The sequence below is a fragment of the Lysobacter sp. cf310 genome (assembly GCF_900114355.1).
Taxonomy (GTDB): Bacteria; Pseudomonadota; Gammaproteobacteria; order Xanthomonadales; family Xanthomonadaceae; genus Lysobacter.
The window spans coordinates 74,240-97,387 of the sequence record NZ_FOSS01000003.1 but is presented as its reverse complement, the minus strand read 5'-3'; the positions used below and the strand labels follow the sequence as shown (position 1 = coordinate 97,387).

Sequence of the window (23,148 nt, the reverse complement as noted above, 5' to 3'; positions counted from 1 at the left end):
CCCGCCCATACGAATCCGCCCATGAAGAAGACCACCCTCCCCGTCGCCCTGATCCAGGACCGCGACCACGGCTCGCGCGAGGCCAACCTCGCCAACATCGAGGACCGCGTCGGCGAAGCCGCCAAGCGCGGCGCCAAGCTGGTGCTGCTGCAGGAACTGCACAACGGTCCCTACTTCTGCCAGCACGAGTCGGTGGCCGAGTTCGACCTGGCCGAGACCATCCCCGGCCCCAGTACCGAACGCCTGGGCGCGCTGGCCAAGCAGCACGGCGTGGTCCTGGTGAGCTCGCTGTTCGAGCGCCGCGCGGCCGGCCTGTACCACAACACCGCGGTGGTCTTCGACGCCGACGGCTCCACCGCCGGCAAGTACCGCAAGATGCACATCCCGGACGATCCGGGCTTCTACGAGAAGTTCTACTTCACCCCGGGCGACATCGGCTTCGAGCCGATCCAGACCTCGGTCGGCCGCCTCGGCGTGCTGGTGTGCTGGGATCAGTGGTACCCGGAAGGCGCGCGTCTGATGGCCCTGGCCGGCGCCGAGCTGCTGCTGTATCCGACCGCGATCGGCTGGGACCCCAGCGACGAGCAGGCCGAGAAGGACCGCCAGCGCGACGCCTGGGTGCTCAGCCACCGCGGCCACGCGGTCGCCAACGGCCTGCCGGTGTTGAGCTGCAACCGGGTCGGCCACGAGCGCTCGCCGATGGACGCGGCCGGCATCGACTTCTGGGGCACCAGCCACGTGCTCGGCCCGCAGGGCGAGTTCCTGGCCCAGTCGGTCCAGGCCGAGCCCGAGATCCTGATGGCCGAGGTCGACATGCAGCGCAGCGAACACGTGCGCCGGATCTGGCCGTTCCTGCGCGACCGCCGCATCGACGCCTACGGCGACCTGCTCAAGCGTTACCGCGATTGAGCGCGGTGGCCGCCGCGCCGCTGATCCGCGCCACCGTCGCCGGCGATCTGCCGGCGATCGCCGCCCTCTACGCGCTGGAAGTGCGCGAAGGCGTGGCCACCTACGAATACGCCGTGCCCGACCTGGCCGAGATGACGCGGCGCTGGCAGGCCTTGCTGGCCCAGGGCTATCCCTATCTGGTCGCCGAACTCGACGGCGCCTTCGCCGGCTACGCCTACGCCAGCAGCTACCGCAGCCGCGAGGGTTACCGGTGGACGGTCGAGGACACGGTCTACGTGCAGCCCGGTTGCCAGGGCCGCGGCGTCGGCCGCGCCCTGCTGCAGGCGCTGATCGCCGACTGCGAGTCGCGCGGCTACCGCCAGATGGTCGCGGTGATCGGCGACGGCTCCAACGCCGCCTCGGTGGCGCTGCACGAGCGCCTGGGTTTTCGCACCGTCGGCGTGTTCCAGGGCCTGGGCCGCAAGCACGGGCGCTGGCTGGACACGGTGCAGATGCTGCGGCCGCTGGGGCCGGGCGATGGCGCCGCGCCGCCGGAATCGGCCTGATCCGGGCCGGCCGAGCCGAGCCGCGCGGTTCGAACCCCGCCGATCGGCACACTCTGAACGTGCCGTTTGGGCCTAAGCTTGCCGACGAGCGGTAGGCATAAAACGAACGAACGTGCTATTTTCTAGGCCATGTCCAATCTGACCGCCACCGGCAAAGGCGCCGCCACCCGCGACGCGATCATCGACCGGGCCTACAGCATCGCCATTGGCGGTGGCCTGGAGAGCCTGTCGATCGGTCCGCTGGCGCAGGCCGTGGGCATGTCCAAGAGCGGCGTGTTCGCCCACTTCGGCTCGCGCGAGGACCTGCAGTTGGCGGTGCTGGACGCCGCCGGCCAGCGCTTCCTCGAGTACGTGCTGCTGCCGGCGCTGAAGGCCAAGCGCGGCCTGCCGCGCCTGCGCGCGATCATCGCCGCCTGGTTCGACTGGGCCCGCCACACCTCCGGCGGTTGCGTGCTGCTGTCGGCGGTCAACGAGTACGACGACCGCCCCGGCGTGCTGCGCGATCGCGTGCTGCAACACGAAACCCGCTGGCGCAACGACATCGCGCGCGCAGTGCAGATGGCGGTCGACGCCGGCGAACTGCAAGCCGGCACCGACGCCCACCAGCTGGCGTTCGAGATCTACGGGCTGGCCCTGGTCGTGCACCACGACGCCGGCCTGTTCGGCTTCGAAGCCAGCGTCGAGCGCGGCCATCGCGCGTTCGAACGCCTGATCCGTTCCTACTCCTCCCCCACCGCCTGAGCTCGCGCAGAGAGGCTCCGCCATGTACCCGCTCATCTCTAAAATTAGCACGACCGTTCGTAGTTTTATTAAGCTCTACGGCGTACGCCTGGGCTTCCTGATCGGCAGCCGGTTCGCGCCCGAGGCGGCCGTGCAGCGCGCCGCCCGCTTGTTCAGCACCCCGTTCGCGTCCTCGCGCAGCCGTGCGCTGGCCGCGCCCAGCAATGGCGCCCAGGAAGGCGAGCTGGAGGTCGACGGCCACCGCATCGTCACCTACGTCTGGGGCGACCCGCAGCGTCAGCCCTATGTGCTGTTCGCGCACGGCTGGTCCAGCCACGGCACCCGCATCGCGCCCTGGCTGGAGCGCCTGCGCGGCGACGGCTACGCGGTGGTCGCGTTCGACCAGCCCGCGCACGGCAAAAGCCCCGGCCGCCAGAGCACCCTGCCCGACTTCACCCACCACCTGCTCGCGGTCGGCCGCCACTACGGCCCGGCGGCGGCGGTGATCGGCCATTCGCTGGGCGGGGCGGCGACCCTGCTGGCGATGGCGCGCGGCCTGCGCGCCGAACGCGCGGTGCTGATCGCGCCCGCCGCCGATCCGGTCGCGGCCGCCTACCGTTTCGCCGATCTGGTCTGGATCGGCGAGCACCTGTGCCGGCGCATGTTCGCCTACTTCGAAGCGCGCATCGGCATCGGCTTCGAGGAACAGCAGGCCCATCTCAACGCGCCGGCGATCGCCAGCCCGGCCCTGATCGTGCACGACCTGGGCGACCGCGAAGTGCCCTGGTCGGAGGGCGAGCGCTACGCACGCTACTGGCCCGACTCGCGCCTGCTCAGCACCAGCGGCCTGGGCCACAAGCGCGTGCTCGAAGACCGCAGCGTGATCGAGGCCGGCCTGCGCTTCCTGCACGGCGAATGCGTCGGCGATCGCATGGTGTCCAGCCCCAATCTGCCTTACGGCTGGGCCTGAGCGCCTCGCCGCGGGCCGGTCGCGGCGCCGCTCTTGTTCCGGCGCCGCGCTTGCTTCTACTCTGCGCGCTGGCGGCCGCAGGCCGCGGCGAAACCAGGGGAAGACGCGGTGAATTCGGCTACGCACACCCACGCCCGGCGCGCGCGCTCGGACGCACGCAGGAGCGCGCGCCCGTGATCTCCCCGGTCCGCCTGATGCTGATCCTGGGCGCCGGCCTGCTCGCGTTCGGCTACCTCAAGCGCGACACCGTGCCCGAGCACGGCCTGCTGCTGCCCGAGGTCCTGACCGAACCGCGGCAACGCGCGGTCGAGGAGGCGCCGTTCTCGGTGCGCGCCGGCGACGTCGACTACCGCATCGAACCGGTCGCCGACTACGACATCACCGGCCTGGTGGTGAGCCGGCACGATTCGGACACGTTCTGGGACAGCTTCCACGCCCGCGCCAACGACCATCTCAACGTCGCCGACCTGTGCCTGGTGTGGGGCGCCAACGCCAGCGACGGCGCCTACGAGCGCATGGCGTTCTGGAACGGCCAGTGGACCTGCAATTTCCGCTACAGCGGCGACGCCGCGATCGGGCCCGCGCACACCCGCGCCTTGTCCAACAATCATCTGCTGACCGAACGCAGCGACATCGCCGAGCGCATCCGCGCGCTGCGCGTGGGCGATCAGGTGCGCCTGCGCGGCCAGCTCGCGGTGTACAAGCACCAGGCCGGGATGAACTTCGTGCGCGGCACCTCGCTGTCGCGCGACGACACCGGCAACGGCGCCTGCGAGACCCTGTTCGTGGACCAGCTCGACCTGCTGCGGCCGGCGCCGGCCTGGCCGCGCTGGCTGCGCTGGATCGGCGCGGCCCTGCTCGCGCTGGGCCTGGTGTTCTGGTACCGGGCGCCGTTCGCCGCGCGCGAGCAATGATCGCGCCGGGCCGGGCACTTCCCGGCCCGGCCGCGGTCGGACCTACGCAGTTTGCCGCTATTCCCCCCAGCCTCTATCCTGCCGGCCTTCCTGTGCCAGCCCCCGTACGGCGCCCAATCACCGAATGAATGCACCGATCAGCGACGGCCTGCACGGCCAACCCCATGCCATCGTCGAACGCGACGGCGTCCGCTACACCCTGCTCGGGACCGCGCACGTATCGCAGGCCAGCGTGGACGCGGTGCGCGACGCGATCGGCAGCGGCGCCTACGACGCGGTCGCGGTGGAGCTGGACCCGCAGCGCCTGCAGGCGCTCACCGACCCCGACGCGCTCGCGCGCCTGGACCTGATCCAGGTCCTGCGCACCGGCAAGACCGCGCTGTTCGCCGCCAACCTGGCCCTGGCCGCCTACCAGCGCCGGCTCGCCGAGCAGCTCGGCATCGAGCCCGGCGCCGAGCTCAAGCGCGCGGTGCTGGAAGCGCGCCAGCGCGAGCTGCCGGTGCACCTGATCGACCGCGAGGTCGGTCTGACCTTCAAGCGGGCCTCCAGCAAGCTGGGCTGGTGGGGCCGGGCCAAGCTCGGCGGCGGCCTGCTGGCGGCGCTGTTCGTCGATGAGGAAGTCGGCGAGGAGGAGATCGAGAAGCTCAAGCAGGGCGACATGCTCGAATCCAGCTTCGGCGAATTCGCCAGCGAAAGCCCGCAGCTGTACGAAAGCGTGATCGCCGAGCGCGACCGCTACATGGCCGCGCGTCTGCGCGAATCGCACGGCGACGCGCGCGAAGTGCTGGCCGTGGTCGGCGCCGGCCACCTGCAGGGCCTGGCCCAGCATCTGCGCGAGGAAACCCGCGCGCCGGCGACGGTGCGCGAGGAACTCGAGTCGCTGCCGCAGAAGAGCAGCGTGCCCTGGTTCACCATCTTCCTGTCCGCGTTCGTGCTCGGCGGCTTCGCCTGGGGCTTCTGGCGCGGCGGCATCGACGTCGGCTCCGACCTGCTGCTGCAGTGGGTGCTGGCCACCGGCGTGCTCGGCGCGATCGGTTGCGCGGTCGCCGGCGGCCATCCGCTCAGCATCCTGGTCGCGTTCGTGGCCTCGCCGATCACCCCGCTGCATCCGGCCCTGGCCTCGGGCACGCTCAGCGCGCTCACCGAGGCCTGGGTACGCAAGCCGACCTACGCCGACTTCATGGCCCTGCGCGACGACGTCCAGACCTGGCGCGGCTGGTGGCGCAATCGGGTCGCGCGCGTGCTGCTGAACTTCTTCCTGACCAGCCTGGGCACCGCGATCGGCGTGTGGACGGGCGGGTTGCGGATGTTGGGCAAGCTCATCGGTTGATCGGTTGAGAGCGGGTGGAGCAAATCCCCCTAGCCCCCTTTTTCAAAGGGGGGAACCATCAACTTCGGAGCGCCCCGTATCGCACCGGTTCGCCTTCCCCCTTTGAAAAAGGGGGATAGAGGGGGATTTGCTCTTCCCCAGTAGCCAGCGAGCTCAGCGCCTGCCCTGCTCCGCCGCGATCCACGCGTCGATATGCGCCTCCAGCGCCTGCAGCGGCACCGAGCCCGTCGCCAGCACTTCGTCGTTGAACGCGCGCAGGTCGAAACGCTCGCCCAGCGCGGCCTTGGCCTTGGCGCGCAGCGCCGAGATCTTGAGCTGGCCGATCTTGTAAGCCAGCGCCTGGCCCGGCGTGCCGATGTAGCGATCGACCTCGTTGACGATGTCCTGGTCGGTCTTGGCGGCGTTGTCCTTGAAGTAGGCGATCGCGCGCTCGCGGCTCCAGCCCTTGGCGTGCATGCCGGTGTCGACCACCAGGCGCACCGCGCGCCACATCTCGTAGGTGAGCTGGCCGAAGCGATCGTAGGGGTCGTCGTACAGGCCCATGTCGTAACCGAGCTGCTCGGCGTACAGGCCCCAGCCTTCGCCGTAGGCGACGAAGTACGCGGTGCGGCGGAACATCGGCCGCTCCGGCAGTTCCAGGCCGCGTGCGAACTGGAAGTGATGCCCGGGCACGGCCTCGTGCAGCGACAGCGCCATCATTTCCCAGCTCGGGCGCACCTCCGGCTTGTACAGATTGACGTAGTAAAAGCCGGCGCGGCTGCCGTCGACGGCGCCGGGCTGGTAGTAGGCGGTGGTCGTATCCGGCGCGATATTGTCCGGAATCGGGCGCACGCCGTAGGGCTGGCGCGGGATGGTGTGGAATACCTTCACCAGCTCCGGATCGATGCGCTTGGAGAGCGCGCGATACGCGGTCAACAGATCCTGCGGCGTCTTGTAGAAGAACTTGGGATCGCTGCGCAGATAGGCGAAGAACTCGGGCAACGTGCCCTTGAAGCCGACCTCGGCCTTGACCTGCTCCATCTGCGCGCGGATGCGCGCGACTTCCTGCAGACCGGTCTGATGGATCTGCTCGGCGCTCAGGTCGGTGGTGGTGTAGTAGCGCGCCAGAAAATCGTAATAGGCCTTGCCGTCGGGCTGCTCGGCCACGGCGATGCCGGTGCGGGTCTTGGGCAGATACTCGTCGTTGAAGAAGGCGGCGAACTTGCGGTACGCGGGCACGATGCGCTCGGCGATCGCCTGCTTGGCCTGGGCCTGCAACGCGGCGCGTTCGGACTCGGGCACCGTGGCCGGGAAACGCAGGAACGGGCGGTAGAACGCGCTCTTGGCGGGATCGTCGACGATCTGCGAGGCGATCTGCGCGGGCACGCGCTGCATCAGCACGCGCGGCGGCGTGCTGCCCTGCTTCAGACCTTCGCGCATCAGCACGCTGGTCTGATCGATCACGCCCGGCAGCGCGTTCAAGCGCGCCAGCCAGTCGCGATAGTCCTTGACGCTGGCGAAGGGCAGCACCTCGGCGATGCCGTCGGCGGTCTGCACGCCGCCCTGGTGGCCGACCGGCTGCAGGTACTCGCGGAACTTCTGGCGCTCGATGTTGCGCTCCAGGTTCCAGGCGTAGGTGTCGTAATCGAGCTGGCTGTCGGCCGACAGGGCGGCGCGGTCGATCGCCTTGAGGCGGGTCAAGGCCTCGCGATCGGCGGCTTCGCGTTGGGCGATCGCGGCCAGGCTGCGATCGGTCCAGCGGTCGTTGAAACGGTTGTCGCCGTTGTAACTGGCGCCTTCGGGGCTCTCGACCAGGCCGCGCTCCCATTCGGCCTCGAAATAGGCCTTGAGGCGGGCGTCGGCGGTCTGCGCGCGCGCCGGCGCGACCACGAACACGGCCGCGGCGAGCGCGGCGAACACGAGCTTGCGGAACATGACGATCCCCTGGAAGCGGATCCCGAGTCTAGCCCGCGACTTGCGCATCGGCGCTAGGCCGAAAGTCAATGTCGGCACTATCGGACCGATTCGGACAGGCCGGGTCTCCGCGCGGGCGGGCGAGGTTTCAGTCGCGGTCGAGACGACGCGACCCGCCGCGCACGGCGCGGGATCGGAACCGTCAGGGGGAGGTCGCGACCCGGCCGGGCCGCGCAGGCTCAGGCCGCGTCGGCGGCCGTGGTGAAGCTCTCGCCGCAGCCGCACTCGGCGCTCACGTTCGGGTTCTGGAACACGAACTGCTCGCCCAGGCCCTGCTTCATGAACTCGATGCGGGTGCCGTCGACCAGCGGCAGGCTGATCGGATCGACGTAGATGCGCACGCCGTCCTGTTCGAACACGGTGTCGCCCGGGCGCTGGTCGCGGGCCAGGTCGGCGATGTGCTGCCAGCCCGAGCAACCGGTGCGGGTCACGCCGAAACGCAGGCCCAGGGCATCGGGCGCCTCGGCCAGGAAATGGCGGACGCGTTCGAGGGCGGCGGGGGCGAGGCTGACGGACATCGGGGGACTCTCGTTGCTAGGCGGTCATGGTAACAGGCAGGCCGTGGCGACGGCCTGGGCCCTACCGATATGGCCCCGGGACGCAGCGTTTCAAGTTTCGGGCGGAGCCAGCAGATAAGTCGCGAAACTGCCCAGCCAGTGCGCGCCGGCGTAATGCGCGCCGCTGACCGCGACCAGGCCGCTGTCGCGATGGCGCGCGGCGGCCGCGCGCAGCGCCGGTATGCGGCGGTCGCCCGGCGGCAGGCCGCGCGCCATGCCTTCCAGCATCCAGGCCCGGCTCAGGTTCAGCCCGTCCAGGTGCGCGAGCTTGCCGTCGGTGGGGTCCAGGACCACGCCCGGGGTCAGCCAGCCGGCGTCGGCCTTGCGCGGGATGCCGGGCAGGAAAGCCTTCAGCCAACGCGCGTATTCGGCTGGCGGCAGCACACGTCGCATCAGATCGGCCTCGGCCAGACAGGGCGAGAGAAAGTCCTGGCCGGAGGGCTCGTAGGCGATCGGACAGTCGCGATCGTTCAGATGGAACTGGCGCACGCGCGCCAGCAGCGCCTCGCGCAGCCGCGCATCGCCGCTGGCCTGGGTCCAGTCCAGGGCCAGGCCGAACGCGAACGCGGTCTGCGAATGCTCGCCGACCCGGATCGGCATGGTCAGCTTGGGCAGCCAGCGCAGCAGGCGCCCGGCGGCCTCGCGCTCCAGCGGCTCCAGCGCCGCGGCCCACTGCCGCGCCTGCGGATCGTCCCAGCCGCGCAGCTGCGTGCCCAGTTGCAACAGCCACGCCAGGCCGTAGGGACGCTCGAAGGATTCGTCGCTGCCGGCGCGCAGATAGGCCAGTTCGCCGGCGATGTTGGCCGCGGTCAGGTTGGCGGCCAGGGCGCGCCGCGCGGGCGCGGCGAACTCGGCCTGCGGATAGCGCTGCAGCAGCCGCGCCAGCAGCCAATGCCCGTGCACCGAGGAGTGCCAGTCGTAGCAGCCGTAGAAGGCCGGATAGAGCGTGCGCGGCGGCAACGCGTCGGCGTCGCTGCGCAACTGGTGCGAGAGCTTGTTCGGATACTCGCGCTGCACGCAGTCCAGCGCCAGTTTGGCGAAGCGCGCGGCGCGGGTCTCGTCCAGCGCCACCGGCGCCTGCGCCCACGCGCTCGCGGCGCACAGCCACAGCAGCGCCCCCATCCAGCCACGTCCCATGTCCCGCTCCCCTGCCCGATCCGGGCCCGATTCTGGGCCGAGTGTAGCGGCGCCGCCGGCGCTTCGGGCCGCGCCGATCCGCTATCATCCCCGGTTCTTATCGAACAGCGTTCCGAGGCAGGAATCCCATGACGGTGGTCAGCGTCGAACAGGCACTCGCAGGCAAGGTCCCGGCGGGCGGTGAAGTCACGGTGCGCGGCTGGGTGCGGACCCGTCGCGATTCCAAGGCCGGGCTCAGCTTCGTCAATGTCAGCGACGGTTCCTGCTTCGCGCCGATCCAGGTGGTGGCGCCGGCGACGCTGGCCAACTACGACAGCGAGGTCAAGCACCTGACCACGGGCTGCTCGGTGATCGCCACCGGCACCCTGGTGGCCTCGCAAGGCCAGGGCCAGAGCTACGAGATCCAGGCCAGCGCGCTGGAGGTGGTGGGCTGGGTCGAAGAGCCGCTGACCTACCCCATGCAGCCCAAGCAGCACACGCTGGAATACCTGCGCGAGTTCGCCCACCTGCGCCCACGCACCAACCTGTTCGGCGCGGTCACCCGCATCCGCAACAGCCTGGCCCAGGCCGCGCACCGGTTCTTCCACGAGAACGGCTTCAACTGGATCAGCACCCCGATCATAACCACGTCCGACGCCGAGGGCGCGGGCCAGATGTTCCGCGTCTCGACGCTGGATCTGGCCAACCTGCCGCGCGGCAAGGACGGCGAGGTCGATTTCTCGCGCGATTTCTTCGGCAAGGAAACCTTCCTGACCGTGTCCGGCCAGCTCAACGCCGAGGCCTACGCGCTGGCGCTGAGCAAGGTCTACACCTTCGGTCCGACCTTCCGCGCCGAGAACAGCAACACCACCCGCCATCTGGCCGAGTTCTGGATGATCGAGCCGGAGGTCGCCTTCAACGACCTGGCCGCGAACGCGCGCCTGGCCGAGGATTTCCTCAAGTACATGTTCCGCGCGGCGCTCAACGAGCGCGGCGACGACCTGGCCTTCATCGCCGAGCGCGTCCAGCCCGATGCGATCACCCGCCTGGAAGCCTTCGTCAACGCGCCGTTCGAGCGCATCGACTACACCGATGCGATCGGCCTGCTGCAGAAGTCGGGGCAGAAGTTCGACTTCCCGGTCGAATGGGGCCTGGACCTGCAGACCGAGCACGAGCGCTGGCTGACCGAGCAGCACGTCGGCCGCCCGGTGGTGGTGACCAACTACCCCGAGCACATCAAGGCCTTCTACATGCGCCTCAACGACGACGGCAAGACCGTCGCCGCGATGGACGTGCTGGCGCCGGGCATCGGCGAAATCATCGGCGGCAGCCAGCGCGAAGAACGCCTGGACGTACTCGACGCGCGCATGGCCCAGTTCGGCCTGGACCCGGCCCACTACGGCTGGTACCGCGATTTCCGCCGCTACGGCACGGTGCCGCACGCCGGCTTCGGCCTCGGCTTCGAGCGCCTGGTGGTCTACGTCTGCGGCCTGAGCAATATCCGCGACGCGATCCCCTACCCGCGCGCGCCGGGCAGCGCAGAGTTCTGAGCCACCGCGCGCCATGACCACGGTGACCCTGTATCGCCCGACCGGCCCGAAGGAACTGGCTCTGGTCGAGGCCAGCGGCTTCCGGCGCTGGCCGCCGCGCCTGCCCGAGCAGCCGATCTTCTATCCGGTGACCAACGAGCAGTACGCGATCGACATCGCCACCCAGTGGAACATCAAGGACAGCGGCGTCGGCTACGTGACCCGTTTCGAAGTCGATGCGGATTTCATGGCGCGCTACGAAATCCAGAAGGTCGGCGGCGCGCACCACACCGAATGGTGGGTACCGGCCGAGGAGCTGGAGCAGCTCAACGACCACATCGTCGGGCCGATCGAAGTCATCGGCGAATACCGCGCACCGCAATCCTGAGTAGCCCGTGATCCTGTTTCTTGCCCTGCTGTTCGTCGCCGTCGCCATCGCCGGCTTCTGCGCCTTCGTGATTTTCTGGCCGCTGTCGCTGGTGCACATCCGCGACCGCCATCCGGACCTGCAGCGCGAGCTCGGCGCGGGCGCGTTCGCCAATCCCTCGGCCTGGCGCTGGCTGTTGGGTCGCGGCTATCGCAGCGCCAACGACCGCAACCTCGACGGCCTGGCCAATCCGGCCCGGCTGTCGCTGCTGACCATCATCGCCGGCCTGGTCTGCGCCGGCCTGCTGTGGGCGCTGTCCACGGTGCTGCCATGAACGACGAGAATCCCATGAACGAAACCTTGCGCGAAGAGTGGTGGCTGGCCACCCTGGGCCGCACCGTGATCTGGGCGCGCCTGCGCGTGCGCGAGGCCGGCACCGCCGAGGTCTTCGACAGCGACGGCAACACCCTGGCCTACGACAGCGAGGACACGGCCCGCGCGGCCCTGATGGACGCCGAGTTCGTGTCGCTGGACGGTCTGGACGACGAAGATGCGGCCGAGCGCGGTTTCGCGGTGGACGAGCTGACCCCGCCGCGCGCCGACGACGACGAGACGCTGCGCGAGTTGATGGTGCGCAAGCTGCCGCAGCGGCACTGAGCCGCGCATGTACCTGCCGCGCGCCTTCGCCGAGACCGACCTGGCCGCGTTGGACGCGCTGTTCGCGCGCGACAACTTCGTCAGCCTGATCAGCGTGCGCGACGGCGAGCCCACGGTGTCGCATTTGCCGGTGCTCTATCGCCGCGACGGCCAGCGCATCCAGTTGCGCGGCCATTGGGCCAAGCCGAATCCGCAATCCCAGCACGCCGGGCCCGCATTGGCCGTGGTGCATGGGCCGCATGCCTACATCTCGCCGGGCTGGTACACCGACAAAGAGGAAGCCGCGCGCGTGCCGACCTGGAACTACGCGGTCGCGCATCTGCAGGGGCGTCTGGACACCTTTGACGACGAAGCCGAGCTCGCGCGCCTGGTCGACGATCTCAGCGTCCGTCACGAAGCCGAGGTCGGCAGCGACTGGCGCTTCGAGGTCGAGCGCGAGGCGCTGCGCCGGCAACTGCGCGGCATCGTCGGTTTCCGTTTCGAGGTCGAACGCGCCACGCTCAAGTTCAAGCTCAGCCAGAACCACCCGCTCGCCAACCGGGTCGCGGTGGCCGAGCGCCTGGACGCGCTGGGCAGCGAGAACGCGGCCGAGGTCGCCGCGCTGATGCGCGCCGGCCTGCCCGACGCCTGATCCCTCTCCCACGCCGTATCGCAACCGGAGCACCGCCATGGACCTCGATCTCACCGGCAAACACGCCCTGGTATGCGGCGGCTCCGACGGCATCGGTCGCGCCGCCGCGCACGAGCTGGCCCTGCTCGGCGCCGACGTCACCGTGCTTGCGCGCCGGCCCGATGCGCTGCAGGCGGTGGTCGCGGCACTGCCCACGCGCGCGGCGCAGCAGCACGGCTGGATCGCCGCCGACGTCTCCGACACCGCGGGCCTGCGCGCGCAGGTCGAAGCCCTCGCCGCCGGTCGGCCGGTGCACATCCTGATCAACAACAGCGGCGGCCCGCCCGGCGGACCCGCCCACAGCGCCCAGCTCGACGCCTACCTGGATGCCTTCAACCGCCACCTGCTCGCCAACCAGACCCTGGTCGCGGCGGTACTGGCCGGCATGCAGTCGGCGCGCTGGGGTCGCATCGTCAACGTGATCTCGACCTCGGTGAAGGAACCCATCGTCGGCCTGGGCGTGTCCAACACGATCCGCGGCGCGGTCGCGAGCTGGGCCAAGACCCTGTCGCGCGAACTCGCGCCGTTCGGCATCACCGTCAACAACGTGTTGCCCGGCTACACCGAGACCGGCCGCATCACCCAGATCATCGGCGACCGAGCTCGCAGCTCGGGGCAATCCGAAGAGGCGATCATCGAAACCATGCGCAAGACCGTGCCGGCCGGCCGCTTCGCCCAGCCCGCGGAGATCGCTGCCAGCATCGCCTTCCTGGCCTCGCCCGCCGCCGCCTACGTCAACGGCGTGAGCCTGGCGGTGGACGGCGGACGCATGCAATCGATCTGAGCCGCGACCCGACATGTACTCCGTTGCGCTCGGCCGTCATCTCGATACGCCCTGGCAGGCGATGGAGCCGATCCGCGTCGGTCGCACGAGCACAACCGCGAATGAGGCCGACAAAGTCTTCGTGGTCTGTGCGGAGGATCGTCCGTTCGCGCGCGTCGATCTGTATCAGCATCGGGACGACTACTACGGCTTCGAAGCTCACGCGATCTGGTCGCACTACCTCGTAATCGGCAGCGGCCACCGGGTCCATTTCATCGATCTACGCGATCGCAGCACGAGCGAGTTTGAGCTCGACAGCTACTTCGGCAACTTGAGCGCCGGCGAGGCGCGCCTGCTCGTCGCATCCGCGCAGCGCCTCTTCAGCTTCGATCGCGACGGCGTGCTGGAATGGCGCAGCGCGATGCTCGGCATCGACGGCGTCGTCGTGGAAAGCGTGACCGCTACCGAGATCGTCGGGTGCGGTGAGTGGGATCCGCCCGGTGGCTGGCAGTCCTTTCGTTTATCGGCATCCAACGGCGTCGAAATACTCGACCCCGCTTAGACCGCCGCCTGCATGCGTCCAAAGCGCGAACGCTCGAACCACCACAACACCGCGCTGAACAGCAGCCAGGCCAGGAACCAGGGCCAGGACGGACCGCGATGCGCGTTCGCGGACGCATCCGCGGCGTCGGAGCGCGAAGACGGCTGCGCGGCGAGCGCCAGCGTATCGGCCTGCAAGGCGCTCGCGCGCAGGCCCGGCGCTTCGTCGGCGGCGCGCACCGCGAACGGCCAGGCGCGCTCGCCCTGGCGCAACGTGTGCCAGCCCGGCAGGCGCGGCCAGTAAGCGGCGCAGCGCGCCGCGCCGCTGGCCGGATCGATCGGCAACACCAGCTCGCTGCCGTCCGGCGCGGACACGCGCGCGCCCGCGCTCAGACCGCACAGGCGCATGCGCCGGTGCGGTCGCGCTTCGGTATCGATGTCCGGCGCGCCGCCGCTCTGCGCACGCGCCACCGTGGCCAGCAAGTCGTTCCACAAACGCGCATGCAGATCGCCACGGCCGGCCAGGGCCAGGCGGAAGCTGTCGGTCAGCGTCCACAGGGCGACGCGGCCGCGCCCTTGCTCGCGCCACACCGCCAAGGCGACGCCGCCGGCATCGCGCAGCAGGGTCTGGGTCTGCGGCGATTCCAGTCGCAGCACGCGCCGGCTCAGCACTGGCGTCTCCGGCACGGCCTCGTCGCGCGCGCGCGGCGCGTCGGCGCTGCCGGGGCCGAGGCGTGCGCGGATCGCGTCTTCGTCGGCGCCGCCGTCCAGCGCGAGCTTGGCGTTGGCGGCATCGCGGCCGGCGTCGACGCTGAAGCCCAGCGCGCGCCATTGCGCGCGCGTGCCGTCGGACAAGGGCCCGGTCGCGCGTAGGGCCACGCCCAGGCCGTTGCGCATGGCCTCGATCAGGGCGGCGCGCTGGGCCGCGCCCAGGCCCTCCCAACTGCGATCGTCCAGCACGGCCAGATCGAAGTCGGCGAGGCTGGCGGCGTTCAGCGCGATCGGCGCATCGCCCAACTGCAGGCCGCCGCCGACGCTGATCTGGGTGTGCAGATCGGCGCCGCTGTCCAGCGCCCAACGCCGCAGGTACTTGAGTTCGGGACTGGGCGCGCCGGCCAGGATCAGGATGCGCGGCGCGGTCTGGGCGGCGACGCTCAACGGCAGCTCGACGTCCTGCACGGCTTTGCGTTGGGCATCGAGCAGACGCAGGCGGAACGGGGCGAGGCCGGGGCCGCGCGCACTGCCGCTCAGGGCCAGGGCGCCGTTCGCGTCCACAGCCATGCGATCGACGCGCTGCCCGGCCGGATCCAGCAGCTCGGCGCTGCCGCCGGCCAGGCCATGGGCGCGCGCATGCACGACGAAATCGTCGCCGGCGGCGATCCGACGCGGCAGCCACAGTCCGGTGAGGCCGCGCGGCAAAGGCGTCGGCCGGAATTCGATCGCCAGGCCGCGTGCGGCATCCAGATCGCGCGCCTCCAGGCCGGCGCCGATCACGCGCAAGCGCCGCGTGCCGGGATGCCGGCGCAAGGCGGTGGCCAGGTCGGGTACGCGCTCGCCTTCCAGCGTGGTGGGCGCTTCCGGCAGAACCACGCGCACGTCGCCGGCGATGCCCTCGGCGAAATCCGCGACGCCTTGGGTCGCGACCACCATCGTGCCGGCTTCGCCCGGCAAGCGCGGCGGCAACAGCGCCAGATAGAGCAGGATCGCGCCCAGCGGTTGCGCGATCAGCAGCAAGCCCAGTCGCCAACCTCGCGCGCGTGCGCCCGCGGGCGCACGCGCCTGGCGCAGGATCAGTCCGGTCCAGGCCGCCAACACCGCCAGCGCGAGCAGTGCGGCCAAGGCGAATTCCGGCGTGACATAGGCGGGATTCACGGCGCCGACTCCTTGCGCAGGGCGTCGAGATAGCGCCGCCCTTCTTCGCCGCCGTCCTCGCGCCGCGGCAGCGCCGCCGGCGGGCGACTCAACAGCGGCCAGAGCAAACCGCGCAGACGCGCGCGGCACGCCAGGCAGTCGGGACGCTCGCGTAGGGCATCGATCGCGGCCACGAACGCGAGCGGATCGGCCACGCGCGCCTCGTGCTCGCCCAGCCAGCGCTCCAGCGCCGCAGTGTCGACGGTCGCGTTCGCCGCGCTCGGTGCGGTTTCCAGGCTGCGCCACAGACTTTCGAGGCTGGCATCGGGCGTGCTGGCCGCGCTCAGCGCATCGCCGCGCCGCGCCAAGCCTGCGCGCTCGCCGCTCATGCGCCGGCTCTCGTCGATCGGCGGCAGCTCCGGGCCGACCCGCGCCAGATAGATGCGACTGGCCTGCTGCACCTGCTTGATGTAGCGCAGGGCGCGATAGGCGTAGGGCAAGGCGGTCTCCGGATGCGCCTGGCGCAAATGCAGCTCCGACTGCCACATCTCGTCCAGCGCGGCCTTGAGCAGCTTGCGGGTCTCGGGATCCAGCAAGGTCGCGGCCTCGGCGTGGTCGTGGGTGTGGCCGTACTCCTCCAGTACCGAGCCTGCATCGCCGAAACGCGAGGGCGTCTGCGCCGGCGCGTGGTCGTGATCGTCGTGGGCCTCGGACTTGGCTTGCGCGTCGTGCTCGCCGTCCGCATGCGTCTGGTCTTCGGCATCGTTGGTCGGCGGCGGCTTGGGCTCGCCCTCGGCTTCCTCGCCCAGGAACTGGCCATAGCGCATGCGCAGGATGCGTTGGTCCACGCCGATCGCGTCCGAGCGCTGTTCGTACTGCGCGGCCGCGAGCTTGCGCCGCTGCGCGTACAAGGCTTCGGCGTCGATGATGATCTGGCGCTGGCTGCGGAAGTACGCCGGCAAGGTGGTCTTGACCAGGCCTTCGATGCCGGTCGCCTCCTGGCCCAGGTCCGCCGGCCAGCGCAGGATCAGGCTGGGGCTGCGCGCGCTCTGCGGCTGCGGCGCGCGGTTGTCGTCGACGCTGAGTTGCACGATCAGATCGTCGCCGACCGCGAAACCCAGCGCGGCCAGGTCCAGACGATGCGCATAACGCTTGGCGGTGGCGCCGCCGCTGCCGCGCAGGCCGATGCGCTGCTCGCGGAAGGTAATGCTCTCGCCGGAGCCCTGGGCCAGGGTGATGCGCAGGCTCGCGGTCGCGGCCAGGCCGTAGTCGTCGCTGGCGTCGAACACCAGCGGCCACACGCGCTGCCCCGGCGTGAGCAGGCTCAGGCCGCGGTCGGGTTCGATCACGCGCAGCTGCGGCGCACGGTCGGGGGTGAGATCGAGACGATAAAGGCGCCGCTGCTGCAAGGGCAGCGCCTGCGCATCCAGCACGATGCGGTACAGCGTCGACTTCTCCAGCACCGCGCTCGCCGACCAGTCCTCGCCCTGGCGCTGCAAGGCCAGGCGGCGGCCGTCGTGGAACACCAGCTCGGCCGAGCCCGGCTGCGGCTGGAAGCGCAGGCGCCAGCGCAAACGCGCGCCTTGCACGCTCTTGGCCTCCAGTTGCGCTTCCTCGCGCGCCGGCAGACGCGTGTAGGCGGGCGGCGCGATCGCCAACGAGGTCTCGCTCAGCCGTGTATGCGTGGGCGACGGCGCCAGGCCGACCGCATCGGCCAGGCGCTCGCTCAAGGGCGCATCGTTCGGGCGCGGCCACAGCAGGAGCCCGAGCAAGGCGAGCCCGGCCAGCACCGCCGACAGCCAGGCGCGACGCGACGATCCGACCGGTCCCAGCGCGGGCGTCGCCGCGCTCTCGAGGCGCCCTTGCAGGCGCGTGCGCTGCAGCCGCTGCAGGGTGCCCAGCGTCGCCGCATCGGCGAACAGCAGATCGGCGCTGTCGTCCATGTCGCGGCGGCGTGCATTGAGCTGGCGCGTGAGCCAGGCCGTGTCCAGGCGCAGCGCTAGGCGCCAGGCCAGCAGCGCGACGGCGACGATCGCCAGCAGCGCGGCCGCGGCCGCGACCCATTCCCCGCCCCATCGCCAGGCGGCGACCGCCGCGACGATCGCCCAGGGCGCGGCCACCCGAACGGCATCGAGCCCGCGCCGCCAGCGCGCCGCGCGCAATAGGCGCTGCAGTTCGCCGGTTGCGCTCATGGCGTCGTCCCGCGGCCGGGCCGGCAGGCCAGCCAGCGTTCCAGCGCGAACAGCAGGCCGATCAGCAAGGCCAGCCAGGGTTGCAGATCGCGGGCGGGCGCGGGATAGGCCGGGCCGCCGCTGCGCGGCGCGTAGTCGCTGGCCAGCGCGAGCGTGGGCGCGGGCGTCGGCGCGCTCAGCAGCTCGCGCAGACGGCGCGGAAACTCGGGCTCCAACAGCACCGGCATCGCCTGCGGCGTAAGCGCGCGAGTGAAGCGCAGCACGCGCCCGTCCCGGTAGCGACCGCCTTCGACCAGCACCGCGCCGTCGGCGTCGCGCCACAGCGGCGCGGGCGAGGCGCCCGCCGGCAGCGGCGCGCCCGCATCGAGCAGAACGCTACCGCCCGCCCCCACCCACTCCAGCAAGGGTGCAGGCAAGGCGCCCGGCGCCAGCCATAGCAGGCTGCGCGTACCGGGATCGCCGGGCGCGACCGACGTTGTGGCCGCGACGTCGAGCGCGGCGCCTTGCGGCGACCACGACGACACCGCCGCTCGCAGGTAAGGCAGCGAGGGCGCGCGCTCGGTCGCATAGCGGATCGCGAGCTTCGGCACCGCGGGCGCGCGCGCGACCGGCGTGACCGGCGCCGCAGCGGCCACCACCTGCCATTCGATCTTGCGCGACAGCAGCGGGCGCTCGCCATCGGCGCCGGTCAGTTGCGCCGGCACCAGCACGCGCAGCGGCACATCCGTCGGCAAGGTCGCATCCAGCTCGCGCAGCAGGCTGGCCAGCGCGACCGGCTGCGTCGGCGATGGCGTGTCGATCTTCGGGAAGCCGGGCGCCAGCCAATGCGCGCGCGCGTCGGGCGGGAGCCGCAGCGTGCGCGGATCCAGCCCCGGCGCGACCGCGACCCAGGGCCGCGCGGTCGCCGCCCCGTACATCACCGGGCGCGCCAGCCACAGCGCCAGCAAGGCCAGCAACAACAGACGCAGCAGCAGCAGCCAGCGCTCGTCGAAGCGAATGCGATGGCGCGGCCGCGGCTTGTGGCGCAACCAACGCAGCGCCGCGAAATCGGTGGGACGCTGCTCGCTGCGCCGGGCCAGATGGATCAGCAGCGGCAGCAGCAGGGCCGCGAGCGCGGCCAGGGCGGCGGGCAGCAACAGCGCGAAGTTCACGCGTACTCCGCGGCGTCGCGCGCGCCGAACAAACGGCGCAGCGGCAGGTCGAGCTCCTGATCGAGCACGTACTCGGCGTGGCGAATGCCGCAGGCGTCCAGCCGCGCATCGACCTCCGCGCGGGCCGCGCCGAAACGCGCCAGGAACTCGTTGCGCAACGCGACGCCGTCGCCCAGCAGTTCCTCGCCGGTCTCGGGGTCGCGGAAGCGGTGCCCGCCCTGATACGGGAAATCGCGCTCCTCGGCGGTCAGGATGCGCACGCTCAAGACCTCGCGCCGCGCCGATGCGAGGCGCTCGGCCACCGCGATGCCGCTTTCGTCGAAGCCGTCGCCGAGCATCAGCACCAGGTCGTCGGCGCCGATGCGTTCCCACAGCGGGCGCAGTTGCTCGCTGCCGGGCCAGGCGCCTTGCGCCGACAGCGCCTGCAGCTCCAGCAGCAGGCGGTCGCGCTGGCGCGGGCCGCTGGCGGGCGCGAGCAGGCGCAGGCCGTCGCCGCGCAGGCCGATCAATCCGAAGCGGTCGCCCTGGCGCAAGGCCAGTTCGGCCACGCAGGCGGCCAGGCCCTTGGCCGCATCCAGTCGGCTCCAGTTCGGACGCGCGGCGTCGGTCTGATTCATCGAGGCGCTGGCGTCGACCAGCAGCCACACCGCGAGCGGGCTTTCGCGCTCGGCTTCGCGCACGAAGAAGCGGTCCGAGCGCGCATACAGTTTCCAGTCGATCTGGCGCAGTTCGTCGCCGGGCTCGTAGGCGCGGTACTGGGCGAACTCCAGGCCGGCGCCGCGGCTGCGGCTGCGGTGCAGGCCCAGCCCGTGCGCGCCGACCGCGCGCCGCGAGGTCAGGCGCAGAGTGCGCAAGCGCGCCCGCACCGCCGCCGGAATCAGATCGCCGCTCATCGCGCTATCCGCCCTGCCCCGATGCTCAGGCGCCGGCGTACGGCACGCCGCGCAGCAGCGCCGCGATCACGTCGTCGGCGCTCTTCTGTTCGGCCTCGGCCGCGAACGACAGCAGCAGGCGGTGGCGCATCACCGGCGCCGCCAGCGCCAGCACGTCGTCGCGGGTCGCCGCCAGGCGCCCATGCAGCAGCGCGCGCGCCTTGGCCGCGAGCACCAGTGACTGGCCCGCGCGAGGGCCGGCGCCCCACTTCACCCACTGCCGCACCTCGGCCAGGGCACTGTCGCGTGGCCGGCTCGCACGCACCAGGCGGGTGATCCACAGCAGCAGATCGTCGCCCAGATGCACCTCGCGCACGCGCGCCTGCAGGGCCAGCACCTGCTCGCCGTGCATCACTCGCGGCACCTGCGCGCTGTGCGCGCCGGTGGTCTGCTGCAGGATGTCGTGCTCCTCGCGCTCGCTGGGATAGTCGACGCGGATATGCAGCAGGAAACGGTCCAGCTGCGCTTCCGGCAAGGGATAGGTGCCGGCCTGTTCCAGCGGGTTCTGGGTGGCGAGCACGAAGAACGGCGACGGCAGCGTGTGGGTGACGCCGGCGTAGCTGACCGTGCGTTCCTGCATCGCCTCCAGCAGCGCGGCCTGGGTCTTGGGCGGGGTGCGGTTGAGCTCGTCGGCCAGCAGCAGGTTGGTGAAGATCGGACCGGGCTGGAACCGGAAGTGACGATGGCCGGTGCCGTGGTCCTCCTCCAGCAGCTCGGTGCCGAGGATGTCGCTGGGCATCAGGTCGGGGGTGAACTGCACGCGCCGGAACTGCAGTTCCAGCGCCTGCCCCAGCGAACGCACCAGCAGGGTCTTGCCCAGGCCGGGCACGCCTTCGAGCAGGCAGTGGCCGCCGGCCAGCAGGCCGATCAGCAGCTGTTCGACCACGTCGTCCTGGCCGACGATGGCCTGGGCGATCGCGCTGCGCAGCGTGCTCAGCTGGGCCAGTTCGGCCTGGATGTCGGATTCGCTGGGGGTCTGGCTCATGGGTGTGCCCTTGCTGGTTCGTTCACGCGGTCAGCGCGTACATGACGATGTTGACCGCGAACTTGGTGTTGTCCTCGGCCAGGAAGCGCTTGTTGCGCCAGTCGTAATCCCACTCGCAGCCGTAGTCCTTGTTGCTGTAGAGCACGCCCAGACGGCCGTCGATCTCGATGCCCTGCAGGTACTCGTGGACCAGGTCGTCGCCCCAGCCGTTGAGTTCGAAACCGGTCGCGGGCGGGCCGTCGAAGACGAAGAAGCTGCGGTAGAGGGGATGGTTCTTGGGCAGCTTCTTCATCGCCTTGCGGCCGAAGATCGACGCCATCTGCGACTCGAACGAGCGCGCGAACAGGCCGTCGATGTCGTGATTGCAGTCGTCGACGAAGACGAAGCCGCCGTTGCGCACGTAGCGCTCGAAGTTGCGGCGCTCGTCGGGATTGAACTCGACCAGCTTGTGCCCGGCCAGGTAGCAGAACGGCGCGGTCAGCATCTTGGGATCGGCCAGCGCCAGCACGTGCTCCTTGGGATCCACGCGCAGGTTGGTGTAGTCGATCAGCGAGGTGATCAGGTTGGCCGGCATGCGCTGGTCCACGTCCCAGTCGCCGGAGTCGTACTTCAAACGGGTGAACCAGAAGTCGTACTCGGCCGCGGCCAGGGCCGCCTGCCAAGGCCGGGCCAAGGCCGCGCCGGCCAGGCCGCCCAGCATCAGGCGCAGGAACTGCGCGCGGTTCATGCGTACGCGCCCGCGCTCGGAAGCGCCTGAGGGCTGCGGGCGACGACACTGGGCATCGGCGCCTACAGCGAACGCGCGGTGTTGATGATGTTGACGCCATTGAAGCGCGCCGTGCTCGATCCGTGCGACACCGCCGAGACCTGGCTGGGCTGGCCCTTGCCGTCGAAGAACGAACCGCCGAGACGGAAATCGCGCTGGTCGCAGACCGCCACGCAGGCGTTCCAGAACTCCGGTGTGCGGATCTGGTAGGCCGCGTCCTCGACCAGGCCGACGACCTGGCCGTTCTTGATCTCGAAGAACAGCTGGCCGCCGAACTGGGCGTTGTAGCGCTGCTGGTCGATCGAATAGGAACCACGCCCGTGCACGTACAGACCGCGCTCCACGCCCTTGACCATCTCCGCCACGCTCAGGGGCTTCTTGCCCGGCTTCAGCGAAACGTTGGCCATGCGCTGGAACTGCACGCTGGACCAGCTGTCGGCGTAGCTGCAGCCGTGCGACTCCTTGTGGCCGAGGATATGCGCCTCGTCGCGGGTGGCCTGGTAGTCGACCAGGATGCCGTCGCGGACCAGGTCCCACTCGCGCGTCTTCACGCCCTCGTCGTCGTAGCCGACCGCGCCCAGGCTGCCGGGGCGGGTCTTGTCGGCGACGAAGTTGACCAACTCGCTGCCGTAGCGATAGCCCTGCTCGCGCTTGTCGAGGGTGGCGAAGCTGGTGCCGGCGTAGTTGGCCTCGTAACCGAGCACGCGGTCCAGTTCCAGCGGGTGGCCGACGTTTTCGTGGATGGTCAGGAACATATTGGACGGGTCCAGCACCAGGTCGTACTTGCCGGGCTTGACCGAAGGCGCCTTGAGCTTGGCGCGCGCGTGTTTGGCCGCCGCGACCGCGTCCTCCATCACGTCGTAGGAACTGCCGTAGCCGGTCATGCCGCCAGGCAACGCGTGCTTGCCGGCCGGATCGGCGTCCAGATACTCGTAGCCCATGCCCATCGGCGCCGACAGACCGTCGCGGGTGCGGAATTTGCCGCTGGCCTTGTCCACCGCGGTCGCGGTCAGCGGCAGCCAGATGCGGTGCACGTCCTGATCGATGTAGCTGCCGTCGGTGGAAGCGAAGTACTTCTGCTCATTGATCACGAACAGGGTCGAATTGACGAAATCGGCGCCGGCCTTCATCGCCGCGGCGTTGACGCCCAGCAACAGCTCGACCTTGTCCTTGATCGGCACCGCCATCGCGTTCTTGCGCACCGGCGTGGCCCAGCGCACCTCGCCCACGCCACGCACCGGCGCCAGTTCGACCTTGCGGGTCTGGGCCTTGGCGTTGGCGCGCGCGATCGCCAGGGCCTGACGCGCCGCGGCGGCCATCGCCTCGGGCGTGGAGCGGCCGGTGGCCGCGAAGCCCCAGGCGCCGTCGCAGAGCACGCGGATGCCGACGCCGGCGGATTCGCCGTTGACGACGTTGCGGACCTGGGCCTCGCGGGTGATCACCGACTGGCGCAGGTAACGTCCGATGCGCACGTCGCAGTAGGAAGCCCCGCCCTCGCGCGCGGCGTTCAAGGCGGTATCGGCCAGGGCGCGGCGGCGCGCGGTGTCGGTCGGTTCCAGCAGGGCCTCGGCGGCGATGCTGCGGCCGTAGGGAAGCATGAGACCGGCCAGACCGAGGCCGGTGAAACTCAGAAAGTCGCGTCGTTGCACGGGTCGCAGGCTCGGCTGTAGCGGGGAACGCGCGGCTGGCGCGTCGGCGACGGGCGGCGCGCCGGAAACCGGCGGCGCCGCC

Annotated in this window: 23 protein-coding genes; 13 read left to right on the top strand and 10 right to left on the bottom strand. The window is 70.7% G+C overall.

Annotation, left to right across the window (positions count from 1 at the left end; genetic code table 11):
* Positions 1–21 precede the first annotated feature (21 nt).
* From BMZ45_RS11750 to BMZ45_RS11725, 6 genes are all read left to right on the top strand, one after another.
* The gene (locus tag BMZ45_RS11750) at positions 22–909 is read left to right on the top strand and encodes a carbon-nitrogen hydrolase (protein WP_091636644.1); all 888 of its coding nucleotides are present in this window, start codon (positions 22–24) and stop codon (positions 907–909) included.
* Positions 906–1,454 carry a GNAT family N-acetyltransferase gene (locus BMZ45_RS11745; protein WP_254776618.1) on the top strand — a complete coding sequence of 183 codons (549 nt, stop codon included), beginning with the start codon at positions 906–908 and terminating at the stop codon, positions 1,452–1,454. The genes BMZ45_RS11750 and BMZ45_RS11745 overlap by 4 nt, the downstream gene beginning before the upstream one ends.
* Positions 1,455–1,583: 129 nt before the next feature.
* Complete coding sequence (locus tag BMZ45_RS11740) at positions 1,584–2,195, top strand: TetR/AcrR family transcriptional regulator (RefSeq protein WP_091636642.1); 612 nt, start codon at positions 1,584–1,586, stop codon at positions 2,193–2,195.
* Positions 2,196–2,217: 22 nt separating this feature from the next.
* Positions 2,218–3,144, top strand: a complete 927-nt coding sequence (locus tag BMZ45_RS11735; protein ID WP_091636639.1) for an alpha/beta hydrolase — start codon at positions 2,218–2,220, stop codon at positions 3,142–3,144.
* 173 nt (positions 3,145–3,317) lie between these two features.
* Positions 3,318–4,058 carry a hypothetical protein gene (locus BMZ45_RS11730; protein ID WP_139215475.1) on the top strand — a complete coding sequence of 247 codons (741 nt, stop codon included), beginning with the start codon at positions 3,318–3,320 and terminating at the stop codon, positions 4,056–4,058.
* Between the two features lie 124 nt (positions 4,059–4,182).
* Positions 4,183–5,388, top strand: coding sequence for a TraB/GumN family protein (locus BMZ45_RS11725; RefSeq protein ID WP_091636634.1), 1,206 nt, complete (start codon positions 4,183–4,185; stop codon positions 5,386–5,388).
* A 153-nt stretch (positions 5,389–5,541) separates the two neighbouring features.
* Here BMZ45_RS11725 and BMZ45_RS11720 read toward each other — a convergent pair whose 3' ends face one another.
* From BMZ45_RS11720 to BMZ45_RS11710, 3 genes are all read right to left on the bottom strand, one after another.
* Positions 5,542–7,302, bottom strand: coding sequence for a DUF885 domain-containing protein (locus BMZ45_RS11720; RefSeq protein ID WP_091636633.1), 1,761 nt, complete (start codon positions 7,300–7,302; stop codon positions 5,542–5,544).
* Positions 7,303–7,520: 218 nt separating this feature from the next.
* Positions 7,521–7,859, bottom strand: coding sequence for a HesB/IscA family protein (locus tag BMZ45_RS11715; protein WP_056174597.1), 339 nt, complete (start codon positions 7,857–7,859; stop codon positions 7,521–7,523).
* Positions 7,860–7,949: 90 nt separating this feature from the next.
* Positions 7,950–9,035 (bottom strand): DUF2891 domain-containing protein, encoded by a 1,086-nt coding sequence (locus BMZ45_RS11710; protein WP_217643194.1) that lies wholly within the window; start codon positions 9,033–9,035, stop codon positions 7,950–7,952.
* Between the two features lie 128 nt (positions 9,036–9,163).
* On the opposite strand from BMZ45_RS11710, the gene asnS reads away from it, so the two are divergent.
* The 7 genes from asnS to BMZ45_RS11675 are packed head-to-tail and all read left to right on the top strand — an operon-like array spanning position 9,164 to position 13,562.
* Positions 9,164–10,564: an asparagine--tRNA ligase gene (asnS, locus tag BMZ45_RS11705; RefSeq protein WP_091636628.1), complete on the top strand. Its 1,401-nt coding sequence runs from the start codon at positions 9,164–9,166 to the stop codon at positions 10,562–10,564.
* Positions 10,565–10,577: 13 nt separating this feature from the next.
* Positions 10,578–10,931 (top strand): hypothetical protein, encoded by a 354-nt coding sequence (locus BMZ45_RS11700; protein WP_091636625.1) that lies wholly within the window; start codon positions 10,578–10,580, stop codon positions 10,929–10,931.
* Positions 10,932–10,938: 7 nt separating this feature from the next.
* Complete coding sequence (locus BMZ45_RS11695) at positions 10,939–11,244, top strand: hypothetical protein (protein WP_056174588.1); 306 nt, start codon at positions 10,939–10,941, stop codon at positions 11,242–11,244.
* A gap of 14 nt (positions 11,245–11,258) precedes the next feature.
* Positions 11,259–11,567 carry a hypothetical protein gene (locus BMZ45_RS11690; RefSeq protein WP_175489075.1) on the top strand — a complete coding sequence of 103 codons (309 nt, stop codon included), beginning with the start codon at positions 11,259–11,261 and terminating at the stop codon, positions 11,565–11,567.
* Positions 11,568–11,574: 7 nt separating this feature from the next.
* Complete coding sequence (locus tag BMZ45_RS11685) at positions 11,575–12,198, top strand: FMN-binding negative transcriptional regulator (RefSeq protein ID WP_091636618.1); 624 nt, start codon at positions 11,575–11,577, stop codon at positions 12,196–12,198.
* 37 nt (positions 12,199–12,235) lie between these two features.
* A complete protein-coding gene (locus BMZ45_RS11680; protein ID WP_056174585.1) occupies positions 12,236–13,021 on the top strand; it encodes an SDR family oxidoreductase in 786 nt (261 codons plus the stop codon).
* 13 nt (positions 13,022–13,034) lie between these two features.
* The gene (locus tag BMZ45_RS11675; protein WP_091636615.1) at positions 13,035–13,562 is read left to right on the top strand and encodes a hypothetical protein; all 528 of its coding nucleotides are present in this window, start codon (positions 13,035–13,037) and stop codon (positions 13,560–13,562) included.
* On the opposite strand, the gene BMZ45_RS11670 is transcribed toward BMZ45_RS11675, so the two are convergent.
* From BMZ45_RS11670 to BMZ45_RS11640, 7 genes are all read right to left on the bottom strand, one after another.
* Entirely contained in the window at positions 13,559–15,412 is a 1,854-nt protein-coding gene (locus BMZ45_RS11670; protein ID WP_217643193.1) for a carboxypeptidase regulatory-like domain-containing protein, read from the bottom strand. The genes BMZ45_RS11675 and BMZ45_RS11670 overlap by 4 nt on opposite strands.
* Complete coding sequence (locus BMZ45_RS11665; protein ID WP_091636612.1) at positions 15,409–17,583, bottom strand: hypothetical protein; 2,175 nt, start codon at positions 17,581–17,583, stop codon at positions 15,409–15,411. Before BMZ45_RS11665 ends, BMZ45_RS11670 begins: the two co-directional genes overlap by 4 nt.
* Positions 17,580–18,734: a BatA domain-containing protein gene (locus tag BMZ45_RS11660; protein ID WP_091636610.1), complete on the bottom strand. Its 1,155-nt coding sequence runs from the start codon at positions 18,732–18,734 to the stop codon at positions 17,580–17,582. Before BMZ45_RS11660 ends, BMZ45_RS11665 begins: the two co-directional genes overlap by 4 nt.
* Positions 18,731–19,627: a DUF58 domain-containing protein gene (locus BMZ45_RS11655; protein WP_091636607.1), complete on the bottom strand. Its 897-nt coding sequence runs from the start codon at positions 19,625–19,627 to the stop codon at positions 18,731–18,733. The genes BMZ45_RS11660 and BMZ45_RS11655 overlap by 4 nt, the downstream gene beginning before the upstream one ends.
* 25 nt (positions 19,628–19,652) lie before the next feature.
* Positions 19,653–20,651 carry an AAA family ATPase gene (locus BMZ45_RS11650; protein WP_091636604.1) on the bottom strand — a complete coding sequence of 333 codons (999 nt, stop codon included), beginning with the start codon at positions 20,649–20,651 and terminating at the stop codon, positions 19,653–19,655.
* 22 nt (positions 20,652–20,673) lie between these two features.
* Positions 20,674–21,378, bottom strand: a complete 705-nt coding sequence (locus BMZ45_RS11645) for a DUF4159 domain-containing protein (RefSeq protein WP_091636601.1) — start codon at positions 21,376–21,378, stop codon at positions 20,674–20,676.
* 62 nt (positions 21,379–21,440) lie between these two features.
* Entirely contained in the window at positions 21,441–23,066 is a 1,626-nt protein-coding gene (locus BMZ45_RS11640) for a TldD/PmbA family protein (protein WP_175489049.1), read from the bottom strand.
* Positions 23,067–23,148: the final 82 nt, after the last annotated feature.

Excerpts from the sequence above, each read along its gene's own strand:
- BMZ45_RS11655 (WP_091636607.1), bottom strand. The coding sequence starts at position 19,627 with ATGAGCGGCGATCTGATTCCGGCGGCGGTGCGGGCGCGCTTGCGCACT.
- BMZ45_RS11650 (WP_091636604.1), bottom strand. The coding sequence starts at position 20,651 with ATGAGCCAGACCCCCAGCGAATCCGACATCCAGGCCGAACTGGCCCAG.
- BMZ45_RS11750 (WP_091636644.1), top strand. The coding sequence starts at position 22 with ATGAAGAAGACCACCCTCCCCGTCGCCCTGATCCAGGACCGCGACCAC.
- BMZ45_RS11700 (WP_091636625.1), top strand. The coding sequence starts at position 10,578 with ATGACCACGGTGACCCTGTATCGCCCGACCGGCCCGAAGGAACTGGCT.
- asnS (WP_091636628.1), top strand. The coding sequence starts at position 9,164 with ATGACGGTGGTCAGCGTCGAACAGGCACTCGCAGGCAAGGTCCCGGCG.
- BMZ45_RS11675 (WP_091636615.1), top strand. The coding sequence starts at position 13,035 with ATGTACTCCGTTGCGCTCGGCCGTCATCTCGATACGCCCTGGCAGGCG.
- BMZ45_RS11740 (WP_091636642.1), top strand. The coding sequence starts at position 1,584 with ATGTCCAATCTGACCGCCACCGGCAAAGGCGCCGCCACCCGCGACGCG.
- BMZ45_RS11690 (WP_175489075.1), top strand. The coding sequence starts at position 11,259 with ATGAACGAAACCTTGCGCGAAGAGTGGTGGCTGGCCACCCTGGGCCGC.
- BMZ45_RS11665 (WP_091636612.1), bottom strand. The coding sequence starts at position 17,583 with ATGAGCGCAACCGGCGAACTGCAGCGCCTATTGCGCGCGGCGCGCTGG.
- BMZ45_RS11725 (WP_091636634.1), top strand. The coding sequence starts at position 4,183 with ATGAATGCACCGATCAGCGACGGCCTGCACGGCCAACCCCATGCCATC.
- BMZ45_RS11735 (WP_091636639.1), top strand. The coding sequence starts at position 2,218 with ATGTACCCGCTCATCTCTAAAATTAGCACGACCGTTCGTAGTTTTATT.
- BMZ45_RS11645 (WP_091636601.1), bottom strand. The coding sequence starts at position 21,378 with ATGAACCGCGCGCAGTTCCTGCGCCTGATGCTGGGCGGCCTGGCCGGC.
- BMZ45_RS11680 (WP_056174585.1), top strand. The coding sequence starts at position 12,236 with ATGGACCTCGATCTCACCGGCAAACACGCCCTGGTATGCGGCGGCTCC.
- BMZ45_RS11710 (WP_217643194.1), bottom strand. The coding sequence starts at position 9,035 with ATGGGACGTGGCTGGATGGGGGCGCTGCTGTGGCTGTGCGCCGCGAGC.
- BMZ45_RS11715 (WP_056174597.1), bottom strand. The coding sequence starts at position 7,859 with ATGTCCGTCAGCCTCGCCCCCGCCGCCCTCGAACGCGTCCGCCATTTC.
- BMZ45_RS11720 (WP_091636633.1), bottom strand. The coding sequence starts at position 7,302 with ATGTTCCGCAAGCTCGTGTTCGCCGCGCTCGCCGCGGCCGTGTTCGTG.
- BMZ45_RS11685 (WP_091636618.1), top strand. The coding sequence starts at position 11,575 with ATGTACCTGCCGCGCGCCTTCGCCGAGACCGACCTGGCCGCGTTGGAC.